This is a genomic window from Amycolatopsis heterodermiae, assembly GCF_034929455.1.
GTDB classification, from domain to species: domain Bacteria; phylum Actinomycetota; class Actinomycetes; order Mycobacteriales; family Pseudonocardiaceae; genus Amycolatopsis; species Amycolatopsis heterodermiae.
This window is the reverse complement of sequence record NZ_JAYFSI010000011.1, coordinates 162,613-182,653: the sequence shown is the minus strand read 5'-3', so window position 1 is coordinate 182,653 and position 20,041 is coordinate 162,613. Positions and strand designations below refer to the sequence as shown.

Annotated in this window: 14 protein-coding genes; 11 read left to right on the top strand and 3 right to left on the bottom strand. The window is 72.7% G+C overall.

Features of this window, described 5'->3' with window-relative positions; all coding sequences use genetic code 11:
* The first annotated feature begins 175 nt into the window (after positions 1–175).
* Together VA596_RS36645 and VA596_RS36640 are read left to right on the top strand one after the other, a co-directional pair.
* The gene (locus VA596_RS36645) at positions 176–1,885 is read left to right on the top strand and encodes a discoidin domain-containing protein (protein ID WP_323333380.1); all 1,710 of its coding nucleotides are present in this window, start codon (positions 176–178) and stop codon (positions 1,883–1,885) included.
* On the top strand, positions 1,882–4,812 hold the full coding sequence (locus tag VA596_RS36640; protein WP_323333378.1) for a glycoside hydrolase family 3 C-terminal domain-containing protein: 2,931 nt from the start codon (positions 1,882–1,884) through the stop codon (positions 4,810–4,812). Before VA596_RS36645 ends, VA596_RS36640 begins: the two co-directional genes overlap by 4 nt.
* Positions 4,813–4,815: 3 nt before the next feature.
* On the opposite strand, the gene VA596_RS36635 is transcribed toward VA596_RS36640, so the two are convergent.
* Positions 4,816–5,814, bottom strand: coding sequence for a LacI family DNA-binding transcriptional regulator (locus VA596_RS36635; protein ID WP_323333377.1), 999 nt, complete (start codon positions 5,812–5,814; stop codon positions 4,816–4,818).
* 74 nt (positions 5,815–5,888) lie between these two features.
* A complete protein-coding gene (locus tag VA596_RS36630) occupies positions 5,889–8,996 on the bottom strand; it encodes a discoidin domain-containing protein (protein ID WP_323333375.1) in 3,108 nt (1,035 codons plus the stop codon).
* Positions 8,997–9,260: 264 nt separating this feature from the next.
* Here VA596_RS36630 and VA596_RS36625 point away from each other — a divergent pair, with 264 nt between their 5' ends.
* From VA596_RS36625 to VA596_RS36605, 5 genes are all read left to right on the top strand, one after another.
* Entirely contained in the window at positions 9,261–10,025 is a 765-nt protein-coding gene (locus VA596_RS36625; protein ID WP_323333373.1) for a sulfite exporter TauE/SafE family protein, read from the top strand.
* Positions 10,026–10,081: 56 nt separating this feature from the next.
* A complete protein-coding gene (locus VA596_RS36620) occupies positions 10,082–12,409 on the top strand; it encodes a xanthine dehydrogenase family protein molybdopterin-binding subunit (RefSeq protein WP_323333372.1) in 2,328 nt (775 codons plus the stop codon).
* Positions 12,406–12,876 (top strand): (2Fe-2S)-binding protein, encoded by a 471-nt coding sequence (locus tag VA596_RS36615; protein ID WP_323333370.1) that lies wholly within the window; start codon positions 12,406–12,408, stop codon positions 12,874–12,876. The genes VA596_RS36620 and VA596_RS36615 overlap by 4 nt, the downstream gene beginning before the upstream one ends.
* Positions 12,873–13,688, top strand: a complete 816-nt coding sequence (locus VA596_RS36610; protein ID WP_323333368.1) for an FAD binding domain-containing protein — start codon at positions 12,873–12,875, stop codon at positions 13,686–13,688. The genes VA596_RS36615 and VA596_RS36610 overlap by 4 nt, the downstream gene beginning before the upstream one ends.
* A gap of 119 nt (positions 13,689–13,807) precedes the next feature.
* Complete coding sequence (locus tag VA596_RS36605; protein ID WP_323333367.1) at positions 13,808–14,530, top strand: flavin reductase family protein; 723 nt, start codon at positions 13,808–13,810, stop codon at positions 14,528–14,530.
* Here the strand turns inward: VA596_RS36605 and VA596_RS36600 are convergent.
* The gene (locus tag VA596_RS36600) at positions 14,487–15,392 is read right to left on the bottom strand and encodes a serine hydrolase (protein ID WP_323333366.1); all 906 of its coding nucleotides are present in this window, start codon (positions 15,390–15,392) and stop codon (positions 14,487–14,489) included. The two genes, VA596_RS36605 and VA596_RS36600, sit on opposite strands and share 44 nt — an antisense overlap.
* A gap of 152 nt (positions 15,393–15,544) precedes the next feature.
* On the opposite strand from VA596_RS36600, the gene VA596_RS36595 reads away from it, so the two are divergent.
* The 4 genes from VA596_RS36595 (at position 15,545) to VA596_RS36580 (ending at position 20,038) form a co-directional block, all read left to right on the top strand.
* Positions 15,545–16,468: a ketopantoate reductase family protein gene (locus VA596_RS36595; protein ID WP_323333365.1), complete on the top strand. Its 924-nt coding sequence runs from the start codon at positions 15,545–15,547 to the stop codon at positions 16,466–16,468.
* Positions 16,469–16,651: 183 nt separating this feature from the next.
* Positions 16,652–17,494 carry an ESX secretion-associated protein EspG gene (locus VA596_RS36590; RefSeq protein ID WP_323333364.1) on the top strand — a complete coding sequence of 281 codons (843 nt, stop codon included), beginning with the start codon at positions 16,652–16,654 and terminating at the stop codon, positions 17,492–17,494.
* Between the two features lie 19 nt (positions 17,495–17,513).
* On the top strand, positions 17,514–17,984 hold the full coding sequence (locus tag VA596_RS36585; protein ID WP_323333362.1) for a hypothetical protein: 471 nt from the start codon (positions 17,514–17,516) through the stop codon (positions 17,982–17,984).
* 8 nt (positions 17,985–17,992) lie between these two features.
* Positions 17,993–20,038, top strand: a complete 2,046-nt coding sequence (locus VA596_RS36580; RefSeq protein ID WP_323333360.1) for a hypothetical protein — start codon at positions 17,993–17,995, stop codon at positions 20,036–20,038.
* Positions 20,039–20,041: the final 3 nt, after the last annotated feature.

Sequence of the window (20,041 nt, the reverse complement as noted above, 5' to 3'; positions counted from 1 at the left end):
CCGGGGACCGCCCGGCGCAGCGTCGTTGACATTTTCACGCTCTTTATTTATATCTTGAACTAAGAGCGTTCCGAAGCGCGGGCCCCACACCCGAGCCGAGGCCACGTGAGCCGATCCGCGCCGGGGCAAGGACGTCCCGGCGCCGGTCCCCGTGGAGGTTCCCATGCACCGCCGCATGAAGCGACCCCGAGCCCGCCTGAGCGTGCTCGCCGTTCTCACCCTGGCCGTGGCCGCGCTGCTCACCGCGCCCGCCGCCCAGGCTGCGCCCGTCCTGCTCTCCCAAGGCCGTCCCGTGACGGCGTCGTCCACCGAGAACGTCGGCACCCCGGCTTCGGCCGCGGTCGACGGCGACGGCGGCACCCGCTGGTCGAGCGCCTTCAGCGACCCGCAGTGGCTGCAGGTCGACCTCGGCTCCACCCAGCAGCTGTCGCAGGTGGTGCTGAACTGGGAAACCGCTTACGCCAAGGCGTTCACGATCCAGGCGTCCGCCGACGGCGCCACCTGGACTTCGCTGTATTCGACGACCACGGCCACCGGCGGGAACCAGACGCTGAACGTCACCGGCAGCGGCCGGTACGTCCGGCTCACCGGCACCCAGCGCGCCACGCAGTACGGCTACTCGCTGTGGGAGTTCCAGGTCTTCGGCGGGGGCGGCACCACCCCGCCCAACGGCGACGTCCTGCTGTCGTACGGGAAGTCCGGCTCGGCCTCGTCCTACCAGGACGACGGCGCCTGCCCGGGCTGCCTCCCGGCGAAGGCCTTCGACCACGACCCGGCCACCCGCTGGGCGACCAGCGCGACCACCGGCTGGGTCGACCCGGGCTGGATCACCGTCGACCTCGGCGCGACCGCGAACGTGCACCAGGTGGTCCTGCAGTGGGACCCGGCCTACGCCGTCGCGTACCAGATCCAGGTGTCGAACGACAACGCGAACTGGACGTCGCTCTATTCGACGACCACCGGCAAGGGCTTCAAGGAGACCCTGACCGTCAACGGCAGCGGCCGGTACGTCCGGATGTACGGCACCGCGCGGTCCAACGGCTACGGCTACTCGCTGTGGGGCTTCGACGTCTTCGGCACCGGCGGCAACCCGACCACCCCGCCGCCCGCGCCGCCGGCCCCGCACTTCCCGGGCACGCTGGTCTGGAGCGACGAGTTCAACGGCGCCGCGGGTGCCGCCCCTGACGCGAGCAAGTGGACCGCCGAGACCGGCCCGGGCGTCAACAACGAGCTCGAGTACTACACGAACAACAACAACGCCAAGCAGGACGGCCGCGGCGACCTCGTCATCCAGCTCCGCCGCGAAGCCACCCCGGGAAGCGCTTGCCCGGTCGACCCGATCAGCGGCAGCGGCACCTGCCAGTACACCTCGGGCCGGATCAACACCGCGGGCAAGTTCAGCTTCACCTACGGCCACGTCGAGGCGAACATCAAGGTCTCCGGCACGCAGGGCCTGTGGCCCGCGTTCTGGTTGCTGGGCGCGAACTTCTTCAGCGGCACGCCGTGGCCCAACTGCGGTGAGATCGACATCATGGAGCACGTCGGGAAGTCGCCGAACCTGGCCTACTCGACCATCCACGCCCCGGCCTACAACGGCGGCGGCGGCATCGGCGCGCCCTTCGACGTCGGCCAGGACGTCTCCGCCGGGTTCCACAAGTTCGGCCTCGACTGGGACGCGAACCACATGACCTTCTACGTCGACGGCAACGCGTTCGAGACGATCAACCGCGACACCGTCGAGAGCACGCGCGGGCCGTGGGTCTACGACCACCCGTTCTTCCTGATCCTCAACAACGCCATCGGCGGGGACTTCCCCGGCCCGCCGGGAGCCGGGACCGTGCTCCCGCAGGACATGGTCATCGACTACGTGCGGGTCTACCAATGAGGCGACGGCTCGCGCTCGTCACGGGCGCGGTGGTCGCGGCGGGCCTGCTGACCGCGCCCCTGTTCACCGCTCAGGCGGCACCGACCCTGCTCTCGCAGGGGCACGCGGTGACCGCGTCCTCCACCGAGAACGCCGCCTTCCCCGCGAGTGCGGCGGTCGACGGCGACCCCGGCACCCGCTGGTCCAGCCTGGCCGCCGACCCGCAGACCCTGCAGGTCGACCTCGGCGGCTCGCACACGCTCAACCAGGTCGTCGTCCAGTGGGAGGCGGCCTACGCCAAGGCGTTCACCATCCAGGCGTCCGCCGACGGCAGCCAGTGGGCCACGCTCTATTCGACGACGACGGGCACCGGCGGCACCCAGACGCTGCCGGTGTCGGGCAGCGGCCGGTACGTCCGGCTGACCACCACCCAGCGCGCGACCCAGTGGGGCGTGTCGCTGTGGGAGTTCCAGGTGTTCGGCGACGGCTCGGCCCAGGCGTGCGGCAGCGCGAACGCGGCGCTGCGGCAACCGGCGACGGCGTCCAGCGTGCAGTCCGACGCCTTCCCGGTCAGCGCGGCTTTCGACGGCGACGCCGGGACGCGCTGGTCGAGCCTGGCCGCGGACCCGCAGTGGATCCAGGTCGACCTCGGCAGCTCGCGCCCGGTCTGCGGCGTCGACCTGACGTGGGAGGCCGCGTACGCGAGCGCGTACACGATCCAGCTGTCCACGAACGGGACGTCGTGGACGACGGCGGCGACCGTGACCGGCGCCGGCGGCACCGAGCACCCGGCGGTGAACGGCACGGCTCGTTATGTCCGGATGAACGCGACCGCGCGAGCCACCCAGTGGGGGGTCTCGCTGTGGGAGTTCGCGGTGCACACCAGCGACAGCGCACCGCCGACGACCACGCCGACCAACCCCGGTGGCTGCCCGTGGGTGGGCTCGACGGCGCCGGTCGCCGACCGCGTCACCCAGCTCATGGCGGCCATGACGGCACAGCAGAAGGTCAAGGTGCTGCACGGCAACGGCGCGACCGGGCCGTACATCGGCAACACCGACGCCGTGCCCGAGCTGTGCATCCCGGCACTCGGGCTGCAGGACGGCCCGGCCGGGGTCGGCGACGGCCTCGACGGCGTCACCCAGTTCCCGGCGCCGGTGACGGCCGCCGCGACCTGGGACACCGGCCTGATGAACCGATACGGCTCCGCGATGGGTGCCGAGTTCGCCGGGAAGGGCGTCGACATCGCGCTCGGCCCGACGATCAACCTGGTCCGCGACCCCCGCTGGGGCCGCAACTTCGAGACCTACGCCGAGGACCCGTACCTCGCCGGGGCGGCCGGGACCGCGACGATCCAGGGCATCCAGAGCCAGGGCGTGATGGCGCAGGCCAAGCACGCGGCGGCCTACAACGTCGAGGCCGGGGCGTCGCGCGGGACGCCGTCGGACAACGTGATCATCGACGACCGGACCCTGCACGAGCTGTACCTGCCGGCGTTCCAGCAGGTGGCGAGCCAGGGCCAGGTCGCGTCGATGATGTGCGCCTACAACCAGATCAACGGCGTCCCGGCGTGCCAGAGCAGCGGGGTGCTCACGACCGCGTTCAAGCAGGACGCGAACTGGGGCGGGTTCGTCGGCTCCGACTGGGGTTCGGCGACCGGCGGCGCACGGCAGCTGGCCAACGGCGGGATGGACATGGAGATGCCCGGCGGGGCGTTCTTCGGCCAGGGCCTGATCGACGCCGTCTCGCGCGGCGAGGTCACGCAGGCCCGGGTCGACGACATGGTCCGGCGGGTGCTGACCCAGATGTTCAAGTTCGGCCTGTTCGACCGGGCCCGGCGCGGCACGCCGCAGTCGGTCGTGACGAACGCGGCGAACGTGACGACCGCCCGGGACGTCGCGGCGGCCGGGTCGGTGCTGCTGAAGAACAACGGCGTCCTGCCGTTGACCGCTTCGACGAAGTCGATCGCGCTGTCCGGCGGCGACGGGATCGACCCGCAGAACATCGGCGGCGGCAGCGCCAAGGTCAACCCGTCCCCGGCGTCGGTGAACCCGATCAACGGGATCAAGGCACGGGCCGGCTCCGGCGTCACCGTGTCCTATGTGGACGGCGCGGGTGAGCACGTGCAGACGCCGAACATCCCGGGCGCGGTCACGGCCGCGAAGGCCGCGGACGTCGCCGTCGTGTTCGCCAGCTACGGCGAGTCCGAGACGCAGGACCTCGACACGATCGACCTGCAGAACCAGCAGAACGACCTGATCGACGCGGTCGCCTCGGCGAACCCGCGCACGATCGTCGTGCTGAACACGGGGTCGGCGGTGACGATGCCGTGGCTGTCGAAGGCCGCCGCGGTCATCGAGGGCTGGTACCCGGGGCAGGAGAACGGCAACGCGATCGCGTCGCTGCTCTACGGCGACGTCAACCCGTCGGGCAAGCTGCCGGTCAGCTTCCCGAAGCAGATCGCCGACCTGCCGACGGCGAACGTCCAGCAGTTCCCCGGCGCCAACGACCGGATCGAGTATTCGGAAGGCCTCAACGTCGGGTACCGCTGGTACGACAGCCGGAACATCGAACCACTGTTCCCGTTCGGTTTCGGCCTGTCGTACACGACGTTCGGGTTCTCGAACCTGGTCGTCACGCCGCAGGGCACGAACGGCACGGCGACCGTGACGGCCACGGTCACCAACACCGGCACCCGCGCGGGCGCCGACGTCGTCCAGCTCTACGTCGGGCAGCCGTCCGGCAACGGCGAACCGCCCAAGCAACTGAAGGGATTCAAGAAGGTGCAGCTCAACGCCGGGCAGAGCCAGACCGTGTCGTTCCCGCTCACCCCGCGGGACCTCGCGCACTGGACCGGCTCCTGGACGACCAACGCGGGCCAGTACCGCGTGTCCGTCGGGGACTCCTCGCGCAACGTCCCGCTGTCCGGGGTGGTGAACGTGTCGTAGGGACTACCGGGCCGTCGACTCCCGGATCACCAGGGTCGTCGGCACCACCAGCGGGGCACTCGGAGACGGCGCCCCGGCGAGCTGCGCGAGCAGCTGCCGGGCCGCCGTCTCGCCCATCTGCCGCAACGGCTGGCGGACCGTCGTCAGCGGGGGCTGGGTGTGCGCGGCGAGCGGGATGTCGTCGAACCCGATCACCGCGACGTCGGCCGGGACCGTCTTCCCGGCCTTGCGCAGCCCGGACAGCACGCCGGCGGCCGTGAGGTCGTTGTGCGCGAACACCGCGTCGAACTCCGGCCCGGTCTCGAGCAGCTGCAGGATCGCGGCCTCGCCGCTTTCGCTCGTGAAGTCGCCTTCGATGATCAGCCGCGGGTCGAGGGTGGAACCGGCTTCGAGGATGGCGTCGCGGAAGCCGTTGAGCCGGTCGCTCGTGCAGCCGAAGTCGCGGGGCCCGGTCACCGTGGCGAACCGGGTGCGGCCGGTTTCGAGGAGGTGGCGGGCCGCGTCCGCGCCGCCCTGCCGGTTGCTGGTGCCCACCGACGGGAACGAGGGACGGCGGCCGCGGTCGTCGATCACCACGACCGGCAGCCCGGAGTCGTGCAGCACCCGCAGGTGGCGCACGGCGTCCGGCGGTTCGACGAGCAGCAGCCCGTCGAACGCCTTCGCCGACACCTGCCGCGAGAACTCCTCGAGCGAGTCGGCGCCGCGGTTCGCCGTGGACAGCAGCAGGCCGTACCCCTTCGACTCCACGACGTCGGCGACGCCCTGCAGCACCTCGCCCATCCACGGCCAGGTCAGCCCCGGCACCAGCATCCCGACCGTGCGGGTCACCCCGCGCGCCAGCCCGACCGCGCCGGCGCTGGGGATGTAGCCGGTCGCCGCGATCACCTCGCGCACCCGGATCGCGGTCGCGGCGTCCACATCGGCCTTGTTGTTGAGCACTCTCGACACGGTCGTCTTGCTCACCCGCGCGCGGCGGGCGACCTCGGCGATCGTGACGCGCATGCGACCTCCCGGCGGGTGCCTCGTGTGGTGCCAAGGTACTCGCCCCGGCGGCCTTGTGGGCCACGCGAAATCGATCAAGTCCGGACGGACAGCCGCGTGAGGCTCGCGTCGCCGCTTCGCCAGTCGAGAGTGCGTACCGCGAGGTACCGAACCTGACCGGTGACGGCGACGCTCGCCGTGCGGTTCCGGGCCGGCCTGGCGGCGGTCGTGTAGGTGACGCCGTCGGTGCTGGTTTCGACGGCGCAGGCCGGGACCCGGCCGGACGTCCAGCCGAGTTCGGCCGCGGAAACCGGCCGTACCGCACCGAGATCGACGACCAGGCGCCCGCCCGGCCCCGGCCGCCACGCCGTCGCCGGGTCGTCGTCGACCGCGGCCGCCGGGCTGGACATGCCCGGCGGCAGGGGTTCCGCCGGGAACGTGACGGCGCCGAGCGCGAGGTCTGCCAGCGGGTAGGGCCGGACCTCCGGGACGAGGACGGGCACGGTCAGGCCCGGGATCAGCAGCACGGGCCGGGCGTGGCCGCCGTCCGGTTCGACCGTGATCATGACCGGGAGGCCGGGCGCCGCGGTGAGGTCGACGCGCCCGGCGTCGCGCACGACCGCCTTCAGTCCCGTCGGAACCGCCCGGCCGAACGTGCCGCGCAGGGTGAACCGCGGCGGTTCGATCCGGCCCTCGGCGGCGGCGAGGGTGAACCGGTAAGCGCTGCCCGTCGCGGTGACGGCCTGCTCGCCGCGGTACAGCTCGAGCGCGGACCGGTCCTGCGGGAGGTTCGCCGTCCCGGACGCCGCGGCCGCGGAAAGGTTGGCCAGCACGAGGAATCCGTCGGTGACGCTCGCGCGCACCGCGGTCGCGGTGGTGGTCGCACGAGCGCGTCCGGCCAGCTTCGCCAGGCCCTCGGTGCCGGCGTACAGCTCGGCCAGCAGCGGTGCGGCCGGGCCGTCGGAAAGCGTGACGCTGTTGCCGACGACGGTGATCGGGTTCGTCCCGGACACGACCAGCCCGGCCCGGCCGTCGACGTCGAGCCAGCCGTGAGTGCTGCTCAGCGCGGGCATGGGGTAGCTCGCCACCGGTGTCCAGGCGGCGCCGTCGGGAGACGTCTCGATCCGGTACGCGCGCCCGGCGGCCGCCTCCCAGCTCAGGTGGACGCGGTCGAACGTCTTCGCCGCGCCGAGGTCGACCGCGAGCCAGCTGTCCACGCGCGGCCGGTCCGATGTGGACACCGCCCAGCGCGTGGTCGCGTTGCCGTCGTTGGCGTACTTCGCCTCCTTGCCCGCGGTGGCCGAAGACGCCGACGCCGTCCCGGTGAGGGCAAGGTCCGGACCGGTGCCGTTGTGGACCTCGAACGCGAACAGCGAATAGCCGTACGCCGGATCCGGGCGGACGCCGAGCATGCGGACGAAGCGGGTGGTGACCGGGGTGAAGGTCAGGTCGTCGGTGCGGGCGCCGGTCGGCGCGTCCTGCGCGGAGACCGTCACCTTGCCCTCGGCGGCCGTGTAGGTGCGGTCGCCGTCGAGCCCGGGAACACCGGGCATGACGAGGTTGTAGACGGTGAACGCGCCTTCGCCGGCGGCCACGCCGGTGCTCGCGTACACCGCGGTACCGGTGGGCAGGGTGGCGAGGGCGGCGTACCCGGTGTCGAACCGCAGCACGCCGAACGTGCCGTCGAAGCCGTCGCGGACGCGGGTGTAGACCTGGGCGTGGCGTTCGCGGACGGCGAGGTTCGACGCGGGCAGCAGCATCGGGGTCGCGCCGCCGAGCGCGAACAGCCAGTCGTCGTGGTGGGGCTGCCAGGCGAACTTCACGAAGCCGGCCTTGCTGACCGTCGCGGCCCAGGCGGCGGGGGAGCGGTGGGCGAGCAGCCCCGGCCCGGCGCCGAAGTCGGCGACCCCGGCGGCGTGCGCGTCGAACTCCTGGCCGCTCACCGGGACGACCGCGCCGCCGTGCGCGGCCCGCCACTCGTGCAGCAGGTAGCTGATGGCGACCTCGGCCCGCGCCTCCGGCTCGTACTTGGGCTCGCCGGAGAACTTCGTGATCCGGTCGGCGGGCGCGTAGGCCTGGTACGGCTCGAGCCGGGCGGCCAGGTCGGCCTCGGCGCGGGCGGCGTAGCGGTCGCCGAGGACCTGCGCGCGGAAGGCCAGCGGGATGACGTCGCGGCCGTAGAGGTGCTCGCGGTCGGCGACCATCGGCATCAGCGGCTCGCCGGCGTCACTGGTCATCAGCAGCATGGTGCGCCAGAGCAGCTCACCGTTCGGCTGCGCGGTGAGCACCTCGGGCAGCGGCTTCCCGGCGAGCAGGAAGTGCATCGAGTTGCGGCCGGACGTGCGCCAGAGTTCTTCCTGGTAGTGCGGGCCGAAGGAGCCGTGGTTCTCGACGAGGAACGTGTCGTACAGGTTGGTCGCGGTGTTGGCGCTGATCGGCCGGCCGTCGACGAGCCGCGGGTTCGCGAGGTCGGCGGCGGGCAGCCCGCCCTCGTTGCGGCTCCACGTCCCGAAGGCGTCCCGCCACGCGGCGGCGCGGGGATCGCCGGGCGCCCAGGCGAGGGCGGGGGCGAGCGACTGGGCGTAGACACCCATCTCTTCGAGCTTCGTGTCGCCGACGTGGCCGCCGAGCAGGCCGTTGGGCGTCCAGTCGCCGGACGCCGGGTCGTCCTTCGTGCCCAGCGCCGTGGTGTAGGCGGCCTGTTCGGTGGCGATGCGCTCGACGTTCGCCTGCGTGGCCGCGTCCAGGTCCGTCCACAGCAGACGGGCGGCGAGCAGGAAGTACGACTGGAAGGTGGTGTCGAAGAACAGCTTCCGGCCCCACTCGGTGCCGCCGGTGAGCAGGTTCGACGCCGCGAAGTGCTTGATCGTGGCCAGTGTGTGGGTCTTCAGGGTGGCCTGGTCGACCCCGGCGACGGTGGCGTCGTAACCGTCGCGGGTCAGCAGCAGGGCGTTGCCGAGGACGACGGCGAAGGTGAAGTCCTTGGCCGGGTAGATCCCGGCCGTCTTGTCGAACTGCGACTCGGCCCAGCGGGTGTGCCGGAGCAGGACCCGCAGGTAGGTCGCGGCGACGGCGTCCGGCGGCCCGCTCTTCGGCGCCCCGGCCGCCGCGGCGACGCCCGGCAGCAGCCCGGACGCCAGCATCGCCGCCGCACCGCCCGCACCCAGCAGGCCCAGTGCCCGTCGCCGGTTCAGCTCGCCCATGTCCGGCCTCCACTCGCTGACAACCTTGTCATCGCGGCGATTCTGGGACGACTGCGGCGGCGTCGGCAACCCCGGCGGCCGAACTCGTCCGGTTTCGGACAACACCCGGCTAATTCGTATAACAACCTATACCCGCCGCCGACCTGGAAAGTCCGTGAAGGCCACCTCGAGGGACTCAGAGTCCCGGAATGTGGCCTTCACGGACTTGACCGGTGGGAGCAAGCTCACCGCCGGGGGCGGGCCCGGCCGTGCTGGGATGACAACGTGATCACGGACCCCGGTGTGCTGCTCCTGCTCGTGCTCGCCGGGGTCGGTGCCGGGCTGACCGGGGCGACGGCCGGGCTTGCGTCGCTCGTGTCCTACCCCGCGCTGCTCGCCGCCGGGCTGCCGCCCGTCGTCGCGAACGTGACCAACACCGTCGCGATGCTCGGCACCACCGCCGGCGGCGCCGCCGGGGCCCGGCCGGAGCTCGCCGGGCAGCGCGCCCGGATCGTCCCGCTCTGCGTCATCACCACCGTCGGTGGCGCGGTCGGCGGGGTGGTGCTGCTGGTGACGCCGGCGGGAGCGTTCACCGTCATCGTGCCGTGGCTGATCGGCGGGGCGTCGGTGGTGCTGATGGCGGGCCCGCGGCTGCGCCGGCTGGCCGAAGGCGCCGAGCACCACGGCCTGAGCCCGGTCACCGGCGTGCTCGCCTTCCTCGTCGGCGTCTACGGCGGGTACTTCGGCGCCGCGGCGGGCGTGCTCATGCTCGCGCTGCTGGTCTCGGTGTGGAGCCAGCCCCTCGCCCGGACGAACGCGGCGAAGAACCTGGTCACCGGCTCGTCGAACCTCCTGGCGGCGATCGTGTTCTCGGTGACCGGCAAGGTCGTCTGGACGGCGGCGCTGGCCGTCTGCCTCGGCTCCCTGGCCGGGGCGTGGCTCGGCGCGACCCTCGTGCGGCACCTGCCCGCGACGCCGCTGCGGATCGGCATCGGCGTCGCGGGGCTCGTGCTGGCGGTCGTCCTGGGTTGGCAGGCCTTCTCGGCGTGACGCCGGGCCGCCGGAGAGGGCATGATCGGGCGGGTATCGGCTGAGCGGGAGACCAGATGAGCATTGTCGGGACCAGGGTGGTCCGCCAGGAGGATCAGAACCTGATCACCGCGGGCGGGACCTACGTCGACGATCTGCGGGAGGAAGCGCTTTCCGGAGCCGCACACGCGGTGTTCGTGCGCAGTCCCATCGCGCACGCGCGGATCGAGGGCATCGACGTCAGCGGCGCGCTCGAAGCCCCGGGGGTGCTCGGCGTGTACACCGCCGCGGACCTCGGGCTCGACGCGCGCGCGGCCGGGCCGGTGAAGGAACCGTGGCTGGCCGACGGAATCGTCCGGTACGTCGGCGAACCCGTCGCGCTCGTCCTCACCGAGGAGCGTTACCAGCTGGCCGACGCCGCCGAGCTGGTCGACATCGACTACGACCCGCTGGACGCGGTCGCGAGCATCGACACCGCGCTGGCCGGCGAAACGCTGCTGTACCCGGAAACGGGCAGCAACGTCATGCAGGTCCACGGGGCCGAGGAGTTCGACGACTCGATCTTCGAGGGCTGCGACGTGGTCGTCTCGCAGACGATCGTCAACCAGCGGGTCGCGCCCGCGCCGCTGGAGGTCCGCGGCGCGTCGTGCGCGTGGGGCGAGGACGGCAGGCTCACCGCGTGGCTGTCCACGCAGAACGCCCAGATCGCCCGGACGCAACTGGCCGCCACCCTCGGCGTCGGCGAGGAGTCGGTGCGCGTCATCGCCCCGGACGTCGGCGGCGGTTTCGGCGCGAAGATCGGCGCGGACCCGGAAGCGACCGTGCTCGGCTGGGCGGCCAAGCGGCTGGGCCGGGCGGTGCGCTGGATCGAGACGCGCAGCGAGAACCTGACGTCGATGACGCACGGGCGCGCGCAGCAGAACACCGTGACCATCGGCGGGAAGCGGGACGGCACGGTCCTCGCGTACCGCCTCGACGTCGTCCAGGACGCCGGTGCCTACCCGCGGACGCTGTTCCTGCCGACGCTCACCGAGCTGATGGCCGTCGGCGTCTACCGGTTCCCGGTGGTCGAGACGCGCAGCCGCGCCGTCGTCACCAACACCACGCCGATCGCGGCCTACCGCGGCGCGGGCCGCCCGGAGGCGACGGCCGCGCTCGAGCGGGCCATGGACGTGTTCGCCACGGAAATCGGGGCCGACCCGGCCGAGGTCCGCCGGGTCAACTTCATCCGGCCCGAGGAGTTCCCGTACCAGACGCCGACCGGCGCGTCCTACGACACGGGGGAGTACGCCGCGGCGCTGGACAAGGTCCTCGAAACCGGTGGTTACGCCGAACTGCGCGCCGAACAGCGACGGCGGCGCGAGGCCGGCGATCCGATCGAGCTGGGCCTCGGGCTCGCCGCGTACGTCGAGATCACCGGCGGTGACGCCGGCGGCGAGAGCGGCCGCGTCGACATCCACCCGGACGGCACGGTCGTCGCCTGGACCGGCAGCTCGCCCCACGGGCAGGGCCTCGGGACGTCCCTGGCGATGCTGCTTTCGGACCAGCTCGGGGTGCCGCTGGAGAAGATCACCGTCCGCCACGGCGACACCGACGAGGTCCCGAAGGCCGTCGGAACGTTCGGCTCGCGGTCGCTGCAGCTGGGCGGCTCGGCGATCCGCCAGGCGGCCGAGGAGGTGATCGCGCAGGCGCGTGAGCTGGCGGCCGAGCTGCTGGAGGCGTCGCCGGACGACCTCGAGCTGGACCTGGAGAGCGGCGTCTGGCAGGTCCGCGGCGCGCCGTCGAGCACCACGCTCAGCTGGGCCCAGGTCGCCGAAACCGCCGGTGACGGCAAGCTCACCGCGGACGTCTGGTTCGGCGGCGGCAAGCCGACGTTCCCGTTCGGCGCGCACCTCGCGGTCGTCGAGGTCGACACCGAGACCGGCAAGGTGGTGCTGCGGCGGATCATCGCCGTCGACGACGCCGGCCCGATCGTCAACCCGCTGACCTTCCGCGGCCAGCGGCACGGCGGCCTCGGCCAGGGCGCCGCGCAGGCGCTGATGGAGGTCGTCACCTACGACGACGACGCCAACCCGACCACCGCGACGCTGGCGGACTACTCGTTCATCACGGCCGTCGAGCTGCCGGACTTCGAGCTGGTCGACATGGCCACCCCGACCGACCGGAACCTGCTGGGGGTCAAGGGGATCGGCGAGGCGGCGACCATCGGCTCGACCCCGGCGGTGCACAACGCCGTGGTCGACGCGCTGGCCGCCCGCGGTGTGGTGCACCTGGACATGCCCACCACCCCGATCCGGGTCTGGGCGGCACTCGAAGAAGCGGCGTTTCGGGGGTTCCGGGTGGCGGAGCCCCCGGCCCGGGGCGAAGCCACGGTTGTCACAGCGAACAAGGAGAACCAGCGGTGAAGGTCTCGATCGAGGTCAACGGGCGGCCGGTGGCCGAGGAGGTGCCGGACCGCACGCTGCTCGTGCACTTCCTGCGTGACACGGCCGGGTTCACCGGCACGAACGTCGGCTGCGACACGACGTCGTGCGGCGCCTGCACGGTGCTGCTGGACGGCGAGTCGGTCAAGTCGTGCACGGTGCTGGCCGCGCAGGCCGACGGCCACGCCGTCACCACCGTCGAAGGGCTGTCCGGTCCCGACGGTGAGCTGCACCCGGTGCAGCGGGCGTTCCGGGAGCAGCACGGCCTGCAGTGCGGGTTCTGCACCCCGGGCATGATCATGGCGTCGGTCTCGCTGCTCGCGGACAACCCGAAGCCGACGCGTGAAGAGGTCCGGACCGGGCTGGAAGGAAACCTGTGCCGCTGCACGGGTTACCACAACATCGTCAGCTCCGTGATGGACGCTTCGGGGCAGGAGGTGGACCGGTGATCCCCGCCGAGTTCCGCTACGAGCGGGTGTCCACAGTGGACGAGGCGCTGGCGCGGCTGGCCGAGCACGGCGACGACGCGAAGGTGCTCGCCGGCGGCCATTCCCTGCTGCCGCTGATGAAGCTGCGGCTGGCCGCGCCGGAGTACCTGGTGGACATCGGCCCGGTCGACGAGCTGCGCTACGTCCGGCTGGACGGCGACGAGGTCGTCATCGGCGCCCTCACCCGCTACAGCGACCTGGAGCAGGATCCCGTGCTGCGGGAGCACGCGCCGCTGCTGGCGCACGCGTCGGGGGAGGTGGGCGACCGCCAGGTCCGCCACCGCGGCACCCTCGGCGGCTCCCTGGTGCACGCCGACGCCGCGGCCGACCTCCCGGCGGCGATCCTGGCGTCGGACGCCGTGCTGGTGGCGCGCGGCCCGTCCGGCGAGCGGCGCATCCCGGCGTCCGAGTTCTTCCTCGGCCCGTTCACGACGCCCTTGGAGCCGGACGAGCTGCTGACCGAGATCCGGCTGCCCGGCCAGGCCGGGCTCGGCTGGGGCTTCGAGAAGTTCACCCGCCGCGCGCTGGACTGGGCGATGGTCGGCGTGGCCGTGGTCGGCGGCAAGGTGGGCCTGGTCAACATGGCCGGCGTCCCGCTGCGCGCGTCGGCCACCGAGGAGGCGCTGGCGTCGGGCGCGTCCATCGCGGACGCGGCGGCCCTGGCGGCCGAGGGCACGAACCCGCCGGACGAGCCCCACGCGACCGCGGAGTACCGCCGTCACCTGGCCCGCGTCCTGACCCGCCGCGCGCTCACCCAGGCCGCCGGTTCCTGATGTCCGTGAAGGCCACATCGAGGGACTCAGAGTCCCTCGATGTGGCCTTCACGGACCGGTGATCGCGACGGCCGATTCCCGCCAGCAAGGGGGGCGGGTGCCGGGCGACGATGGGTGACGTGAAGACGGAAACCCTTGCGCACTCGGCCATCGAGCCCGGCATCCTCTACTTCGGCACCCCGGTGGTGCTGATCTCCAGCTCCAATGAGGACGGCTCGGCCAACCTCGCGCCGATGTCCTCGGCGTTCTGGCTCGGCTGGCGCGCGATGCTCGGGCTCAGCGCGCGTTCGCACACCACCCGCAACCTCCTGCGCACCCGCGAGTGCGTGCTCAACCTGCCGTCGGACGCCCTCGCCGCGCACGTCGACCGGCTCGCCATGACCACCGGTTCGGACCCCGTGCCGGACGGGAAGCGGAAGCGCGGGTACTTCCACGTCGCGGAGAAGTTCGAGCGGGCCGGGCTGACGCCGGTGCCGTCGGAGACCGTGGCGCCGCCGCGCGTCGCCGAATGCCCGGTCGCGATGGAGGCGGTCGTCGAGGCCGTGCACCCGGTCGCGGACGCCGACGAGCGGCAGCGCGGCGGGATCGTCGCGATCGAGGTGCGCGTGCAGCGGGTCTTCGTGCACGACGACATCCGCCTGCCCGGCAGCGACGACCGCATCGACCCGGACGCCTGGCGGCCGCTGATCATGAGCTTCCAGAAGCTGTACGGCCTCGGCCCGCAGGTCCACCCCTCGACGCTGGCCCGGATCCCGGAACGGCTCTACCGCGGCCCGGACATCGACCGCGCCCGCAGCGTCACGTCGCGCTCAGCTGCGCCAGCAGGGGAGCGAGTGTCGTGATCCCCGCGGTCACCGCGGCGCGGCCCTTCGCCGAGCTGACCAGCGGTTGCTGCGTCAGCAGCACGACGACGTAGCGGTTGTTGACGACACCGGTGGTGTTCAGGACCAGCGCGTCGCGCAGGATCATCCAGCCCTGCTTGATCTGCCACGACGTCCCCGGTAGCCCGTCCGGGATGCCGAAGTACTGGTCCCAGCCGTCGTCGGCCGGGTTCCGGGCGTCGCCGAGCGCGGTGAGCAGCGGCTGCGCGACGTCGTCGGGCACGGTGTCCTCGAGGAACTCGTAGGTCGCGACGACGTCGGCGGCGCTCGTCTTCGCCATGCCCCACTGGGTGGGATCGGCCGGCGGGGTCGTGTGCGTGAGGCCGATCAGCGCCGCGGTGCGGGTGACGATCTCGTTGCCGCCGTTGCGTTCCCACAGTTCCGAGGCGATCGCGTCGTTGCTGCCCGAGAGCATGTCGGTCAGGTCGTCGACGTCCGCGGCGTCCGGCAGCGCCCAGTCACCGTCGGTGTCGCGCACCTCGTCGATGGCGATCAGCAGCTTCACGACCGAAGCGGTGTAGTACGGCGTGTCGCGGTCGAGCGAGGCCAGTTCCTTCCCGGATTCCCGGTCGAACAGGACGAATCCGACGTCCGTCCCGCGCGAAGCGGCCGCCACGGCGTCCGCGACACCTCCGGCGACGCCGGACAGGTCGGGGTAGGGGACCGCAGTGGTGGTCGGCGGCCCGACCTCGGTGTCCTGGGGCGGATCCGACGTCGCCGTCGTGGTCTGCGCGGCGGGCGCGACCACCTGCCCGCAGGCCGCGACGAGCAGGGCCGCGGCGAGCGCGGCGGCGAGGCCCAGGCGCCGGATCGGTCTTCCCATGCCTGGTCAACGCCCCGCGCCGCGGATTCGACGGCGGATTCCACCTGTCGGTTGGCTGTGTCTTGCTGTGCGGACGCTGTGGCCGAGGAGACAGGAGAACCAGCGGCTGGGACAGCGGCGGGCGGATACCCGCCGGGCGTACCGTCGAGCGCGTGAACGACTTGCGGATCCTGGTGGTGGGTGCCGGTGCGACCGGCGGGTACTTCGGCGGGCGGCTGCTGCAGGCGGCCCGGGACGTGACGTTCCTGGTCCGGCCGGGGCGGGCGAAACTGCTGCGGGCGCGCGGCCTGCGGATCGTCGGGCTCGGCGAGGAGACCGTGCTGCACCCGCCGATCGTCGAAACCGGGGCCCTGGACGAAACCTACGACCTCGTGCTGCTCGCGGTGAAGGCGACCGCGCTGACCGGCGCCATCGACGATTTCGCGCCCGCGGTCGGCACGGAGACGCTGGTCCTGCCGTTCCTGAACGGAATGGCGCACATCGATTCCCTCGTCGCGCGCTTCGGCGAAGCCGCGGTCCTCGGCGGCGTGGCCAAGGTCGTGACCACGGTGGACGACGACGGGGACATCCGACGTCTCGGTCCCCTGCAGAACCTGACCTACGGCGCCCGTGCCGAACCCGCCCCGCCGCGGCTGTCCGACGTGGACGCCGCGCTGACCGGCGCCGGGTTCCCGGCCGCCCGCGACGACGCGATCACCGGTGCCATGTGGGCGAAGTGGGTGTTCATCGCGTCGATCGGCGGGGTGAACGCGCTGATGCGCGGCACCACCGGCGACGTCGTCGCGGTGCCCGGCGGCGCGGCGTTCGCCGAGGCCGTCGTGGCGGAGGCCGCGGCCGTCGCCGAGGCCGCCGGACACCCGGTGCCCGCCGCGGATCTCGAGGCGACACGCCGAACGGTTTCCGACCCCGGAACGGGTGGTTCTTCGCTCTATCGCGACCTTCTCGGCGGTCACCCGGTCGAGGGGGAGCAGATCTTCGGCGATCTCACCGCGCGTGCCCGTGAGCTGGGCCTTTCCGTGCCCCTGCTGGATCTCGTCACCCTGCAGCTCCGCGTGCACAACCACCGGACCGGCTGACACGGCCACACTGGGCCGTTTGCCCGCCAGGGACAGGGATCGTGGTCTTTCGGGCATCCGGGTGGCGGCACCGAACCCCCCTCAAGCCGCACTGCTACTCTTCGTAAGGGAACTTGCTTGAAGGTTTGACGTCTTGAATGTTCGGCGCTTGAGCTTTTACTGAGTGGAATCGGGCGAGGGGAAATGGCGGACAGGTTCGAGTTCGTCCTCGAGGTCGTCGAAGCCCTGGTGGTCGGGCAGGCGACCGGTGGCGACGTCCGGCGGTACCCACTGCGGGCCGGGCACCTCCCGGCGGACCCGGTGCGGTTCGTGCACGTCGCCCGGCAGGTCTACGACGCGCTCGAGGAGCGGCGTCTTTCGGTCTCGGGAGAGCTGCACCCGGGTGTGCGCACGGCTTTCGAGCTGCTCGCGGAGCCCCGCGTCTCGGTCGCGGTGACCGGGATCGACGGCCTCGGCGCCGACGTCGCGGTCCTCGTGGTCACCGACGGCGCGCAGGCGCTCGGCATCACGCAGGCCCCGGACAACGACGAGCTGCTGTTCTCGCTCTTCGCGGACGAGGACCTGGTGGAGGTCGTCACCGGCGTGCTGCCCCCGGCGCCCGCCGCGACCACCGGCCGCCACGTCGTGCACCGCGCCGCCGGCCGCGAGGTCTCGGCGATGACCGCCAAGCGGCGCGCCGACGCGGAGTTCGAAGAGGAAGAGACCGACGCCTTCGGCATGATCGAGGTCAAGGCCGTGGTGCGGCCGGGCCGCCGCCCGCCGGCCCCGACGCCGTCCGACGTCGCCGTGCTGGAGCGCGTGCTCGCCGAGCCGCGCCTCGGCGGCGGCCACATCGCCGTCACCGCGCAGAGCCGCCGCGGGGAGCGCCTCTCGGGCGAACCGCTGAGCTGGCTCGACACCGCCGACGGCCGCTACCTCGTGCGCACCAGGACCGGCGACGCCGGCGAGCTGACGGCCGAGTACGTCCCCGCGGGCCGCGCCGAGCTGGCCCGCGCCATCCGTGACGCGATCGCTGCGGTCTACTGACCGGGAAGGAACCCTCCTGATGACCGATGACGCGACGGCGGCGACCACTGAGGCGCTCCAAGCGACCCAGCAGCTCGCGGCCGCGGACACCCCGCAGCTGCAGGCGATGTCCGCGCTGCGCGTCGGCCTCGCCGGCGCCCAGCTGAAGCGGCTCGCCCAGAGCGGCAGCTTCGCGGTCGACGACACCACGGGCAACCGGCTGATCGAGTCGCTCGAAGGCGTGCTCGAGTCGCTGGAGTCGCGCTGGTCGGCGTTGCAGCGGCTGAACGACAAGCCGGCGCTCAGCCGGACCGCGGTCGGCATGTGGGTCTCGGGCCACATGGTGAACACCGCGGCCGACGAGCACGGCCTGGTCACCCAGCTGCAGGCCGCGCGGCAGGAGTTCCCGACCTACATCGAGGCCATCAAGCTGGCCAAGCAGAACTACCAGTCACGGGAAGAGGAGACGCGGGCCACGATCGTCGCGCTCCCGTCCGCCGACCAGAGCTGAGGGAGACCGTGGCAGCCACCGCCGAGTCCGTGTCGGACCCGTCGTCCCCGGACTACAACCGCCGCAGCCCGCTGTACGACCCGACGGCGGACTCGTCGTCGAAGTACTACGTCGGGCCGCTGAAGACCGACGACACGCCGTCGGGCGACGAGATCCGCGAGATGGCCACCCAGCAGATCGACGACGAGATCCGGGCCGGCTGGCTCGGCCCGGCCGTCGACCCGGTGCTGCGCGACAAGAAGATCCAGGAGCTGTACCAGCAGCACCTGGACAGCGCGAAGAACGGGCTCGACGAGGGCCTGTCCATGCGTGACACCGGCGAACCGCCGCACATGCTGTGGAACAACGCCAGCCACGAGCAGATGATCGACGCCATCACGCTGGACGCCAACCCGGCCACCGTCGCGGAGACGTCGGAGGAGTGGGTGTCGGTCGGCAGCGACCTCGGCACGCACCAGAAGAACCTGGGCGACTCGATCACCGCGAGCACGAGCAACTGGCAGGGTGACGCCGGTGACGCCGTCCGCGAGCACCTCGCCGGGGTCGGCAAGTGGCTGGGCGCGACCGCGCAGGGCGCGACGCTGGCCGGCCGCCAGCAGGAGATCCACTCGCAGGCGCTGAACGAGACGCAGCGGCAGATGTCCGCGAACCCGCCGGTGCAGTTCGACCTGCAGGCCACCAACCAGAAGCTGCAGGCGATGACCGACCCGGTGCAGTACGCGTCGGCCGCCGGCGAGGCGATCCAGACCTACCGGGCCCAGCAGGTCGCGCGCGAGCACGCCGCGCAGATCATGACCCAGTACGACCAGACCATCGGCGCCGCGGTCGCGACGCCGAAGTTCCCGGCCCCGCCGAAGCTCCCGACCGCGACGGCGAGCGCCCGCACCATGGGTACCCGCACGTCGGCCGACGGGGCGCAGGGCCTGACGGGCCGCACCCTCGCGGACGGTCAGCTGGCCCCGAACGGCAGCACCGACCCGTCGCTGGCGCGGCTCCCGGCGGCCTCGGCCAACGGCTCGCCCGCCATCGACCCGGCCACCGGCTTCCCGATCGACCCGGCCACCGGCCTGCCCATCGACCCGGCCACCGGAAAGCCGGTCGGCGGCGGAGCCGGCGGCAGCGGGGCGGGCGGCAGCGGCGGGTACGGCGGCCCGGGCATCCCCGGCGGCGGCTCCGGTGCCGGTGGCTCCGGCTTCTCCGGCAGCGGCATCCCGGGCGGCGGCAGTGGCGGCGGCAGCGGCGCGGGTGGCTCCGGCGGTGGCGGCGGGAGCTTCACCCCGCCGAACTTCGACGTGCCGAACACGCCCGGCGGCGGCAGCTTCAGCGGCGCCGGCATCCCGGGCTCCTCGGTGCCGGGCTTCGACGACTCGACGACGTCGTCCGGCTTCTCGCCGTCCGGCATCGGCGGCGGTGGCGGGGGCACGGGCGGCGGCAGCGGGTTCACCCCGCCGCCGTTCAGCGTGCCCGACATCCCGGGCGGCAGCGGCGGCGTCCGCGGCGGCGGCGGGCTGGGTGGCATCGGCGGCTTCACCCCGCCCGGCATCGACCCGATCACCGGGCTGCCCACCGGCACCGGCGGGCTCGGCGGCTCCGGCGGGATCGGCGGCAGCGGCGTCGGCAAGATGCCGACCATCGGCCGCGGCGGCGGTATCAACGGCGAGAGCATCGCGAGCCGCCTCGGCGGGCTCGGCGGTGGCGGCGGGGGCGGGTCCCTCGGCGGCATCGGCGGCGGTACCGGCGGGGCCGGGGCCGGCGGTGCGGGCCTGCGCGGCGGTGCGGCCGGCAACCTGAGCGGCGGCGCCGCGTCCGGTGCGGCCGCGGAGGCCGAAGCGCTGGCGGCGCGCAACGCCGCGGCCGGCGCGGGCAAGGCCGGTGCGCCGGGCTCCCCGGGTATGGGCGGCATGGGCGCCGGGGCCAAGGGCGGTAAGAAGGAAGACGACAAGGAACACAAGTCGGCCGACTACGTCGAGAACGACGACCCGAACTTCTTCGACGGCGAGCAGGTCGTGGCGCCGCCGGTGATCGGCGACTGGAAGAACCAGGATTGGAAGTGAGTA